Raw genomic sequence first — 12,786 nt, 5'->3', positions numbered from 1 at the left:
CCATAAACCTATTAAAAAAATTCCAAATATGAAAAGAATTATTCTACTATGTGTCTTATTCACAGCATTAACAACATCAATAGGCTGCATACTGGAAGCCAGAAACGTAACGGCGAATGCAGAGCCTGCCAGTACACCGGTCACAAATGCCGTAACTGCCAAAAAGACGAAAATACAGGTTGCTATCCTGCTGGATACTTCCGGCAGCATGCAGGGACTGATCGAACAGGCTAAATCCCGTCTGTGGAATATAGTCAATACACTCACGACGCTGAAATATAAGGGAGAGACACCGGAAATAGAGATTGCCTTATACGAATATGGCAGTTATATGCTGTATAAAGGTGATTATATCCGGCAAATAACCCCTTTGACAGTCGATCTCGACCTGATCTCGAAAGAATTATTCGCCCTGACAACCAGCGGAAGCGAAGAGTATTGCGGTACAGTCATCCAGCGGGCAGTAAAAGAGTTGGAGTGGGGGCAAAACGAAGCGGATATGAAACTGGTCTATATTGCCGGCAATGAAGAGTTTACGCAGGGTTCTGTCTCTTACAAAACGGCTATTGCCGATGCCTTGAAGAAAAATATATTTGTTAATACAATCCATTGCGGTGATGAAGAAATCGGTGTCCGTGACTATTGGAAGGATGCCGCTTTGAGAGGAAACGGCAAATTCTTCAATATAAATGCCGATGCGACTGTCCGTGCCATCAAAACACCTTTTGACCCGCAGATCATCCTATGCAACAATAAGTTGAACGATACTTATATCAGTTATGGCTCTACCGGGAGAGAACGTAAAATGAATCAGATTGCCCAGGACAAAAATGCCGGCACAATATCGTCGGCCAATTATGCCGAACGTGCCGTAAGCAAATCCGGATCTGCTTACAAGAATACGTCATGGGACCTGGTAGATAAGATGAAAGAAGACCAAAACGTCTTGTCGAGCATCAAAAAGGATGAACTGCCCCAAGAACTGCAAAACAAGTCTACAGAAGAAATAAAGAGCATCATCACCCAAAAGGAAAAGGAGAGAACAGCTATCCAAAAAGAAATAGCCGAACTGGCAATCAAACGCCAGGCTTATATCGAAGAGCAACTTAAAAAGGAAGGAGATGACAGCGGAGACGATCTGGGTAAAGCAATCACCAGCTCCATCCTGACATTTGCCAACCTGAAAGGGTATACGGTGGAAGCAGAATGATGACTAGTCTCTACATGTTCCAATTACATAGTTTTTCTGTAAAAGACCGTTCACCCTTCACCTTTACAATAGTAACAAACTGTCATATAGATTACTATAAAGGTAAATAGTAGATGAATGAATAAAGAAAAAGGTGAACGGTTACTTTAAACCATTCACCTTTTGAAATATAAATGAATACATACCGAGGAAGTAAGTTCAGAGTTATTGGAAGATAAGGCGTGAAAAGGTAGTTGTTTGCTTATTGACGTAGGTCATTAAGCTTGCCGATATACGTCGCAATGCTTACCGACCTACGTCGACAAGCTTAACGACGTAGGTCGGTAAGTCAATAGTTTATTGTGCCAGAGATAAAAGTAAAAGACTTTTGAGTTAATACATAATAGCCTGGCTATTACTGCACAGTAATATAAAACAAAAAAGGTGAAGGGTTTAAAGCAACCCTTCACCTTTTCGATCAATAATTCACCTATCATTCACCTCTATAACAATCTGTATAGTAATACATTAATGCCAAGCAGGCGAAGGGTGAACGGTTTATATGATATTTTATACATAGTGAGTAACTCACTTATTTATCCGATCAGCTGAACACTGCGTTTAATGAATTTGCTCAATGCTTCACCCTTCAGCATACCGTTGGCAAGCAGTGCCAGGTCGATTAACTGGCTGACCAGCTTATTGCTACCTGCATATTCTGTCAGGATTGCATTACGTTGCGAAGTCAGTTCGTCGATCTTATGGTTCGTGTTTGTCATATCTTCTTTTTCAGCAGAAGTAATCTCTTCTTCCTTTTTCTTGTTCTGCGCTTCACGAAGGTCTTCCTGACGTGCTTTCCAACCTTTCAGGTCCGCCTGGATCGGTTTCAGTTTTTCTTCGCAGTTCTGTTCTTCCTCAGAAAGTACCTTCTTAACCAATTCGTGATCGGTATTCAACACGAGATTGTAATTGTCAGGCATTTCTCCGTAGAATGACATTCCCGGCTGCATAGCAGACATTTCACGCATACGACGCATATATTCGCTCTGGGTCAGCATAACCGGATTAGAGTTTTCACCCAATGCTTCGAATGTAACGATGAAATCGGTCTTTTCGATCTTCGGCAGTTGGCTTTTGAACATTTCCTGCAAAGCATTCTTCTGGTCTTCATTCAGTGTAACCTGACCAACGTTATCCTTACGGATCAGATTGTCGATCGTATCGCTGTCCACACGAACAAAACGGGTTTTGTCGAATTTCTGTTCCATCTGGCTGATAGCATGGACATCCAGCTGGCCGTCCATGATCAATACACTGTATGCTTTATCTTTAGCGGCCTGGATATAGCTGTACTGGTCGTTTACATTCGTAGTGTACAGATAGATCAGGTTTCCTTCCTTATCTGTCTGGTTGGCTTCCACCAATGCTTTATATTCTTCAAAAGTATAATATTTACCGTCTACGTCTTTCAAAAGGGCGAACTTGGCACCACGATCATAGAACTTTTCGTCGCTCAGCATACCGTACTGGATAAACAGTTTCAGACTATCCCATTTTTCTTCGAACTGAGGACGGTCGTTTTTAAACATTTCTTCCAGGCGATCGGCCACTTTCTTTGTGATATGATTGGAGATCTTTTTCACGTTCTGGTCGCTCTGCAAATAAGAACGGGAAACGTTCAATGGAATATCCGGAGAATCGAGTACGCCGTGCAACAATGTCAGGAATTCAGGAACGATACCTTCTACGGAATCGGTTACAAATACCTGGTTGCTGTATAACTGAATCTTGTTACGATGCAGGTCGAGGTTGCTCTTGATGCGCGGGAAGTAGAGGATACCGGTCAGATTGAACGGATAATCCACATTCAAGTGAATCCAGAACAACGGTTCTTCCGACATTGGATACAAGTCGCGGTAGAATTTCTTATAGTCTTCATCAGTCATATCGGCCGGTTTGCGAACCCATGCCGGAGTGATATCATTGATGATGTTATCTTCGTCGGTATCGACATATTTACCGTCCTTCCATTCCTGCTTTTTACCGAATGCGATAGGAACGGGGAGGAAACGGCAGTATTTTGTCAGCAGACCGCTGATCTTGTCTTTATTCAGAAAGTCTTTGTTTTCGTCGTCGATATACAGGATAATATCTGTACCACGGTCGTCTTTCTGTGTTTCTTCCAACGTATATTCGGGAGTGCCGTCGCAACTCCATTTCATAGGAACAGCGCCTTCTTTATAAGATTTGGTTACAATTTCCACTTTCTTTGAAACCATGAAAGAAGAATAGAAACCAAGACCGAAATGTCCGATGATAGCAGCTGCATCGTTCTTATATTTTTCTACGAACTCTTCAGCACCGGAAAATGCGATCTGGTTAATGTATTTGTCAATTTCTTCGGCTGTCATACCGATACCACGGTCAGAAATCTTGATGATCTTGTCGTCGAAACTAACCTGAACGGTCAGGTCGCCCAGCTCTCCTTTGAATTCACCGACAGATGCCAGGGTTTTCAATTTCTGTGTAGCATCCACAGCATTCGACACTAATTCACGAAGGAAGATTTCGTGATCACTATACAAAAACTTCTTGATGATAGGGAAGATGTTCTCACTTGTAACACCTATGTTTCCTTGTTTAGCCATTTTGTTTATATTTTTAATGTTATAATAATTCGTTTGACGTTACGATATAAACAAAAAAAATGCCAGATAGGTTCTATCTGACATTTTGACTTTATTACCGGAAGAAACGACTTATTCCTGTCCTTTCTTTTGTACGGATGTTACTATTTTCTGTTCATCTTTATTGAAGTCTACAACGATCTTGTCGCCTTCGCCAACGGATGCACGGATTATCAACTCGGCCATTTCATCTTCCAGATATTTCTGGATGGCACGCTTCAGCGGACGGGCGCCAAACTGTACATCGTAGCCTTTCGTTGCAATGAAATCTTTTGCCTCGTCGGTAAGTACCAGTTCGTAGCCCAGACCACAAACACGTTTGTAAAGTCCTTGTAACTCAATATCAATGATCTTGTGGATCGCATCTTTATCAAGCTGGTCGAACATGATGATATCGTCGACACGGTTCAGAAATTCAGGAGCGAATGCTTTATTCAGTGCTTTCTGAATCACACCACGAGAGAAGTCCTTATCCATTTCACCGGCTGCCTGCGAACTGAATCCGACGCCACGGCCGAAGTCTTTCAACTGACGTGTTCCGATATTGGAAGTCATGATCAGAATCGTATTCTTGAAGTCGATCCGTCTGCCAAGACTGTCAGTCAGGCGACCTTCGTCCAATACCTGCAACAGCAAGTTGAATACATCCGGATGCGCTTTTTCGATCTCGTCGAGCAATACAACGGAGTAGGGTTTACGACGAACCTTTTCCGTCAGCTGGCCACCTTCCTCGTAACCTACATATCCCGGAGGTGCACCGATCAGGCGGGAAACCGCGAACTTTTCGAGATATTCACTCATATCGATACGAATCAATGAATCAGCCGAATCAAACAGATATTCAGCCAACTTTTTAGCCAAGTGAGTTTTACCTACACCAGTTGGGCCGAGGAACATAAAGGTTCCGATTGGTTTGTTCGGGTCTTTCAATCCTACACGGTTGCGCTGGATCGCTTTTACGATCTTCTGGACGGCATCGTCCTGGCCGACTACCTGCTTCTTCAAGTTGTCTGCCATTTCCAGCAGTCTCAGGTTTTCTGCTTTGGCAATACGCTGAACAGGTACGCCTGACATCATGGCTACCACTTCAGCTACTTTGTCTTCGTCTACTGTTTCACGATGTTCCTGCAATTCCTGTTCCCACTTAGCTTTCGCTGCTTCCAGCTGCAACAGATACTGACGTTCTTTATCACGGAAACTTGCAGCCAGTTCGAAGTTCTGTGACTTTACGGCAGCCAGTTTTTCGGTTTTCGTATCTTCTATTTTTGCTTCCAGTTCCTCGATACTCTTCGGTACTGTAATATTAGATATATGTACGCGAGAACCGGCCTCGTCCAAAGCATCGATTGCCTTATCCGGGAAGTTACGGTCGCTGATATATCGTTCCGTCAGCTTTACACAAGCATCCAGCGCCTCGTCCGTATAGATCACATTGTGATGTTCTTCATAACGGGGCTTGATATTTTTCAGAATCTGCAATGTCTCTTCTGCTGTTGTCGGGTCGACAATCACTTTCTGGAAACGACGTTCCAAAGCACCGTCTTTCTCGATGTTTTTACGATATTCATCCAGCGTCGTAGCACCGATACATTGTATTTCACCACGTGCCAGCGCCGGTTTCAGCATATTGGCAGCGTCCATAGAACCGGAAGCCGATCCTGCTCCGACAATGGTATGTATTTCATCGATAAACAGGATGATGTTCGGATTCTTTGAAAGTTCGTTCAAAATTGCTTTGATACGTTCTTCAAACTGTCCGCGGTATTTTGTTCCGGCCACGATAGAGGCCATATCCAGACTGATCACCCGCTTATCGAACAACACACGTGATACTTTACGCTGGATAATGCGCAGGGCAAGTCCTTCTACAATAGCAGACTTACCTACCCCCGGTTCACCGATCAGTACCGGATTGTTCTTTTTACGCCGGCTTAAAATCTGTGCCAGGCGTTCAATCTCTTTCTCACGACCAACAATCGGGTCCAAGCGGTTTTCGGCAGCGGCACGTGTCATATCCGTACCGAAATTGTCCAATACCGGAGTATCGTTCGGTGACTTGGGCTGTGCGGCACTGGTACCTGAAGAGGAGCGGGGGGATTCCTTACGTGAAGAGAAATCTTCTTCTTCATCGTCTTCGTCATCCGTATAACCGTCACTGATTTCGTCTATCTCTTCCAGTTCTTCCATACGGTTCATGTTTGTTCCGTTTGCCAGATTGTTATATACGTTACGGTAGTTTATACCGGCTTCACCCAATACTTTGGCGGCAACATTGAACTCTTCTTTCAGAATAGCAAGAAGCAGATGTTCCGTACCCGTCTCGTCTGTTTTAAACAAACGTGACTCTAGCATACTCATGCGCAATACGCGTTCAGTTGTTTTACTGATGGCTATATCGTGTAATTCGGACTCTTCAGTTTCAAATGTATTTTTGATCTCCTGCTCAATCCTCTTCTTTATATCGAATACGTCGGCATGCAAATCATGCAGCAACTGCATGGCTTTGCCATCACCGTCGCGGATGATACCAAGCATTAAGTGTTCCGGCCCGATATAACTGTTCTGAAGCCTGGCGGCTTCTTCGCGGCTATACTCTATAACGTCGATCAGCCTTTTCGAATAATTATTTTTCATATTATATGAATCCTTATCTATTATAATAATGTACTGTGAATGCAAAATTAATAAACTCTCTATATATACCTAACAAATTTCATGCCATTATTCCTTAAGAAACCCCCAATATTTCTGAATAATAAAATTTCAGCGTAAAAACTTTCGTGATAATGGGAAAAGCGTTACCTTAGTGCACTTTTTAAAAGGTGAGATATTGAGTGTAATTAATATAAAACTAAATGGTTGATCAAGACAGAATTATTAAGATTAACATCGAGGAGGAAATGAAATCGGCATACATTGACTATTCAATGTCTGTTATTGTTTCACGCGCCCTTCCGGATGTTAGGGATGGTTTCAAACCGGTTCATCGTCGTATTTTGTTTGGAATGAATGAATTGGGTAATACATCCGACAAACCTTATAAAAAATCTGCGAGAATTGTTGGTGAAGTTTTAGGTAAATATCATCCACATGGCGACTCGTCCGTCTATTTCGCAATGGTTCGTATGGCACAAACATGGTCTATGCGTTATACGTTGGTTGATGGACAGGGAAACTTCGGTTCAGTGGACGGTGACAGTCCTGCCGCTATGCGTTACACGGAGGCAAGATTAAGTAAACTTGCCGAGGAAATGCTCCGGGATATCGAGAAGGATACGGTAGATTTTCAGTTGAACTTCGATGACACACTGAAAGAACCGACTGTATTGCCGACCCGTATTCCTAACCTGCTGGTAAATGGTGGTTCTGGTATCGCAGTTGGTATGGCAACCAATATGCCGACACACAATTTGAGTGAAGTACTCGACGGATGTATTGCCTATATCGACGCTCGCGGAGATATTGATGTAGAAGGATTGATGCAATACATCAAAGCGCCCGACTTCCCGACTGGTGCTACAATTTACGGATATGCCGGTGTAAAAGAAGCATTCGAAACCGGTAGAGGACGTATCATTCTTCGTGGTAAAGCAGAAATTGAAGTAGAAAATAATCACGAAAAGATTATTATCACTGAAATCCCTTACCTTGTTAATAAGGCAGAACTGATCAAGTATATAGCCGACCTGGTTAATGACAAGCGTATTGAGGGTATTTCTAATGTAAACGATGAGTCAGACCGTAACGGTATGCGTATCGTCGTTGACGTGAAACGTGATGCCAATTCAGGCGTTGTACTGAATAAATTATATAAGCTGACTGCCCTGCAATCTTCTTTCAGTGTAAACAATATCGCTTTGGTTAACGGTCGTCCGAGACAGTTAAACCTGAAGGATATGATCAAGGCTTTTATTGAACATCGCCATGAAGTTGTTATCCGTCGTACCCGTTTCGAACTGAAGAAGGCCGAAGAAAGAGCGCATATCCTGGAAGGTTTGATCATTGCTTCTGATAATATCGACGAAGTAATTGCTATCATCAAATCATCCAAGAGCCCGAACGAAGCCATCGAACGTTTAATGGAACGTTTCTCTTTATCGGATGTTCAGGCACGTGCAATCGTTGAAATGAGACTTCGTCAGTTAACCGGACTGGAACAGGACAAACTGCGTGCAGAATACGAAGAAATTGAAAAGTTGATCGCCCGTTTGAAAGAGATTCTTGAAAATGAAGATGTTCGTATGGACGTTATCAAAGGAGAATTACAAGAAGTAAAAGATAAGTTCGGCGACGAACGTAAAACAGATATCGTATATGCTTCCGAAGAACTGAATCCTGAAGATTTCTATGCCGATGATGAGATGATCATCACTATTTCCCACATGGGATACATCAAACGTACGCCGCTGAGTGAATTCCGTGCACAAGGACGCGGCGGAGTAGGAGCGAAAGGCTCGGTAACACGCGACGAAGACTTCGTGGAATATATCTATCCGGCTTCTATGCATGCCACTTTGTTGATCTTTACAGCAAAAGGCAAGTGCTACTGGCTGAAAGTATATGAAATTCCGGAAGGAGCTAAGAATGCAAAGGGTAGAGCCATCCAGAACTTATTGAACATTGAAGCGGATGATAAAGTAAACGCCTTTATCCGCGTGAAGAAGCTGACTACCGACACTGAATTTATCAATTCACATTATCTGTTGTTCTGTACCAAGAAGGGTGTTATCAAGAAAACATTGCTTGAAGCATACTCACGTCCGCGTCAGAATGGCGTAAATGCGATCACATTGCGTGAAGACGACGGCCTGATCGAAGTATGTATGACCAACGGAGACAACGAAGTACTGATTGCTAACCGTAACGGACGGGCTATTCGTTTCCACGAAAGTGCGGTTCGCGTCATGGGACGTACTGCTTCCGGCGTTAGAGGTATGACATTGGATAATGATCCTTCCGACGAAGTGGTAGGTATGGTATGTATCAAGAATAAGGAAACCGATACTGTACTGGTTGTATCTGAACAGGGTTACGGAAAACGTTCGAATGTGGAAGATTACCGAATGACTAACCGTGGCGGTAAAGGTGTCAAGACGATCAACATTACTGATAAAACAGGTAAACTGGTTGCCATCAAGAATGTGACAGAGGAAAATGACATCATGATCATTAACAAGTCAGGTATCGCTATCCGTATGAAAGTAACAGATCTGAACGTCATCGGCCGTGCAACTCAAGGTGTTCGCCTGATCAACCTGGGTAAACGTAATGATGAAATAGCCTCGGTATGTAAGGTATTGTCCGAACCGGATGAGCAGGTAGATGAAGAAAGCGCTGAACTGGATGCTCAGAATGAAAATAATGAAGAATTAACCGGTTTTGATGGATCTGAAGATATCGCAAATGATACTGAAGAGACAACAAATGAATAATTTAAACAAATAGAAATATTAATCTCAAATTACTATCACAATGAAACGATTATTATTAACAGTTGCACTATGTGTTGCAGCATCATCTGCCTCTTTCGCTCAAAAGAAAGCCGTTAAGGAGGCGCAAGGAATAGCAAAAGGAGACAAGGCAGACTTCACTGAAGCAAGAGCCTTAATCAAAGGTGCTTTGGAAAATCCTGAAACAAAGGATGACGCCCAGGCATGGTATGTTGCAGGTTTTATCGAAGACCAGCAGTTCAGTGCTGAAAGAACAAAACAGATTTTAGGACAACAGCCGAATGAACCAGTTATGTACGAAGCATTAGGTGCTATCCTTCCTTATTTCAAGAAGGCTTACGAACTGGATCAGCTTCCTAACGAAAAAGGTAAAATCAAACCTAAATATTCTAAAGACATTAAGAGTATTTTAGGTGCTGACCATGTATATTTCTTTAACGGTGGTGCTTACTATTTCGATCAGAAGGATTATAAGAAGGCTTATGACTTCTTCAACCAGTATCTGGAAATCTCTGAACTGCCTATGTTCGAAGGAACTCAGACTGCTGAAAAAGATTCTACTTTCATGACTGTTCAGTTCTATGCAGCTGTTGCAGCTACTCAATTGCAGGATTCTCCTATAGCAATCAAAGCTCTGGAACGTGCAAAAAGTTCAGATTTCAGACTGAATGATGTTTACCAGTATTTGTCTTACGAATACAAACAGGCTGGTGACAGTGTAAACTATGTTAAGACTCTTGAAGAAGGTTATGCAAAATTCCCCAATGAAGAGTTCTTCCTGATGAGTTTAATTGACGCTTACATCCAGTCAAGTCAAAACGAAAAAGCAATAAGTTATCTGAATACTGCAATTGCACAGAAACCTTCTGATAGTCAGCTGTATCATGCATTAGGAATTGTTTACGAAACAGGTATTAAAGATTATGCAAAAGCAGAAGAAACATTCAAGAAAGCTTTAGAAGTCAATCCGGAAAGTGTTGAATCGATGTCTGCTTTGGGACGTATATATTACAACCAGGCTGTAAACAAACAGGGTGAAGCTAACATGATCAATGATAGCAAGAAATATCAGGAAGAATTAACTATTGCAAAAGATCTTTTCAAACAAGCTCTTCCTTATTTCCAGAAAGCTCACGAAATGAAACCTAGCGAATCAGAATATATGGTTGCTTTAAGAGGTATCTATTATAATCTGAACATGGGTCCGGAACTGGAAGCTATCGAAGCTGAAATGAACAAATAATAATCATTTCATTATATATAAAAATAGCCGTCTCTGTTGAGATGGCTATTTTTATATTTATACTCGGGATCAGCTATTTTCTATCAGTAGTGATACAGCCCTTTACAGATAAGGGATAATCGTTATATAAATACCTGTAATAATTGCAGACGTAATAACACCTGAAATATTAGCACCTAACGCATCACCTAAAATGAAAGAGTCCGGGTTCTCTTTACTTACCAGCTTCTGTGCTACTTTAGCAGTAGTAGGAACACAACTGACAGCAGCAATACCGATTACCGGGTTATAATTTCCGCGTTTAATGAAATACATGATATATCCGCCAATGATACCTCCGATACCAGACAATAACAATGCAGTAATTCCTAATACCAATAATTTCAAGATCTTGGGATCAAGTAACAACTTAGCATCACACAATACACCCAATAACAGCCCCAGCATGAAAGTCGAACCATACAATAACGGACCACTGACAAAATCATAAATATGCTTCATGCCTGATTCGCGAACGGCAACACCCAGGAACAATGAAAAGAAAAGGGGAGAGGCCACCGGGAATAAAAAGCATAAAACAGCACACAAAATAACAGAAAAAGCCAGTTTAACTTTAGCATCGTAGTTTTTGGGTGGTTTTGTAGTGGTCATTTTTATGGCACGCAAACGCTGCGGGATCAGGAGTTTGACCAGATAAGGATATCCTCCGTAGGTCAGTCCCAGATATAAATAAGCAACAACAGTAATAGGAACAAATAAATGTTTGGCCAGGATCAGGGATGTAAACAAAACCATCGGACCATCTGCACCGCCAACCATCGCAACAGAAGCGCTCTCACTTAAAGACAAACCAAAAGCGCTGGCAATAGGTAACGTCAGAAAAGTTCCCAGTTCCGCACAAAGAGCCAGGAAAAGACTGGCAAAAGGCTTCTGAAGCAGAAAGCCCACATCCAATAATGTTCCAATTCCCATAAACACAAAACAGGCAATCAAGCCATTACTGAAAGTCAGCGTATATACGGGTTGAAGAAAATCAATCTGCATTGTATTCATCAACTCGTCTGTATCTGAAAGCATAGGATCCAGGAATAAATTACCTAATACACCTTCCGGCATGATTAAAGTACCACAATTGATTGCAACCATTCCTAATCCCATCGGGATCATAACCATCGGCTCCAGGACTCCTTTCCAACCTAAATAAACGAGTAGGCCGCCAAGTGTAATCAAAAAAACACGCGCAACAGCCAGTATCCATCCACCGGCAACCATTGTTCCAAAGCCTTGGAACAAACTAAAAAAATCAACATTTTCCATATCTGTTTTTATTTTTCGATAGAAGGATTCTCCTTTTTGTTTGTATTGTTCTTTCTCATTAGCTGTTCCTCTTTTTTGAGGTACATAATGCGAGTATCCTGTGGATAATAATAATCCATCAGATCCAAATGAGAAGCGCCATGACTTACGCCATGATAATATCCGGACGGTTTTATGTGGAGAAGATCGCTGTTTACACCACGACGGAATTCTTCGCGTTCGTCATCAGTCACATCTTCTTCATTATTTACCACATCCAGCCCTAATATTTCACCAATTTTGGCACGCAATTTATTTAGTTTGCCGAATTGCATCAGTTCATCACTGTGAGAATGGTGAAATTCCAGGGAGTCGGCCCAAACAGCAATAAGCTTGATTACACCGGCAACAACAAAACCGATAATGAAGGTCAGAGCCATCATTTCAAGGGTTGAAAGTAATAGACTTAACATAATTATTTAATTTAAAATCCAATATAATACCTTATTAGGTACATGATTAGTCATTATCTGCCAATTCACGTGCAGACAATAAAAAAGAATAAAAAGAAAGATGTTAAACTAAATAATTATTTTCCGCAGTACGTAGACCCAATGGCCTGATCGTATACGAAGAGTGGAGAATTTTACTGATTGTGATATTAAAAATGTTTCAGATACTTTATTCAGAATATTTTGTTCCTTCTGAAGAAACAACTCCAAAAGACGGGTAGTCACTTTAAACGGACGTTCGCATCGGGTTGGCAACACCTGGCTACGAGTAGTAAGACAATAGACTGAATGATAGCTTTGACTTAAATCATAATTCTTTAACTCGTCCTGGAATGGATGTTTTTCCTTACTGCAGACAAAAGTCGTTTTCGCAGGAGACAAAATATTTTCATCTTCAGTCTTTATCTGC

General features: G+C 41.7%; 7 protein-coding genes. 3 read left to right on the top strand and 4 right to left on the bottom strand.

All coding sequences use genetic code 11. The features are described from left to right. Window positions 1-28: 28 nt before the first annotated feature. Window positions 29-1,210 (top strand): vWA domain-containing protein, encoded by a 1,182-nt coding sequence (locus K6V26_RS09015; RefSeq protein WP_046147082.1) that lies wholly within the window; start codon window positions 29-31, stop codon window positions 1,208-1,210. Window positions 1,211-1,785: 575 nt separating this feature from the next. On the opposite strand, the gene htpG is transcribed toward K6V26_RS09015, so the two are convergent. Together htpG and K6V26_RS09005 are read right to left on the bottom strand one after the other, a co-directional pair. Further along, window positions 1,786-3,837, bottom strand: coding sequence for a molecular chaperone HtpG (htpG, locus tag K6V26_RS09010; RefSeq protein WP_224265142.1), 2,052 nt, complete (start codon window positions 3,835-3,837; stop codon window positions 1,786-1,788). Window positions 3,838-3,948: 111 nt separating this feature from the next. Next, a complete protein-coding gene (locus K6V26_RS09005) occupies window positions 3,949-6,510 on the bottom strand; it encodes an ATP-dependent Clp protease ATP-binding subunit (RefSeq protein ID WP_224265141.1) in 2,562 nt (853 codons plus the stop codon). Between the two features lie 221 nt (window positions 6,511-6,731). Here K6V26_RS09005 and gyrA point away from each other — a divergent pair, with 221 nt between their 5' ends. Then, window positions 6,732-9,308, top strand: a complete 2,577-nt coding sequence (gyrA, locus tag K6V26_RS09000; RefSeq protein ID WP_007656618.1) for a DNA gyrase subunit A — start codon at window positions 6,732-6,734, stop codon at window positions 9,306-9,308. Window positions 9,309-9,348: 40 nt separating this feature from the next. Beyond that, window positions 9,349-10,569: a tetratricopeptide repeat protein gene (locus K6V26_RS08995; RefSeq protein ID WP_007656617.1), complete on the top strand. Its 1,221-nt coding sequence runs from the start codon at window positions 9,349-9,351 to the stop codon at window positions 10,567-10,569. A gap of 102 nt (window positions 10,570-10,671) precedes the next feature. Here the strand turns inward: K6V26_RS08995 and K6V26_RS08990 are convergent, their stop codons facing one another. Both K6V26_RS08990 and K6V26_RS08985 read right to left on the bottom strand, forming a co-directional pair. Further along, window positions 10,672-11,886, bottom strand: coding sequence for a sodium ion-translocating decarboxylase subunit beta (locus K6V26_RS08990; protein ID WP_007656615.1), 1,215 nt, complete (start codon window positions 11,884-11,886; stop codon window positions 10,672-10,674). A gap of 8 nt (window positions 11,887-11,894) precedes the next feature. After that, window positions 11,895-12,338, bottom strand: a complete 444-nt coding sequence (locus K6V26_RS08985; RefSeq protein WP_007656613.1) for a hypothetical protein — start codon at window positions 12,336-12,338, stop codon at window positions 11,895-11,897. Window positions 12,339-12,786 lie beyond the last annotated feature (448 nt).

Origin of the sequence: Parabacteroides goldsteinii (assembly GCF_020091425.1) — a bacterium.
GTDB classification, from domain to species: Bacteria; Bacteroidota; Bacteroidia; order Bacteroidales; family Tannerellaceae; genus Parabacteroides; species Parabacteroides goldsteinii.
This window is presented reverse-complemented; position numbering and strand designations above follow the sequence as displayed.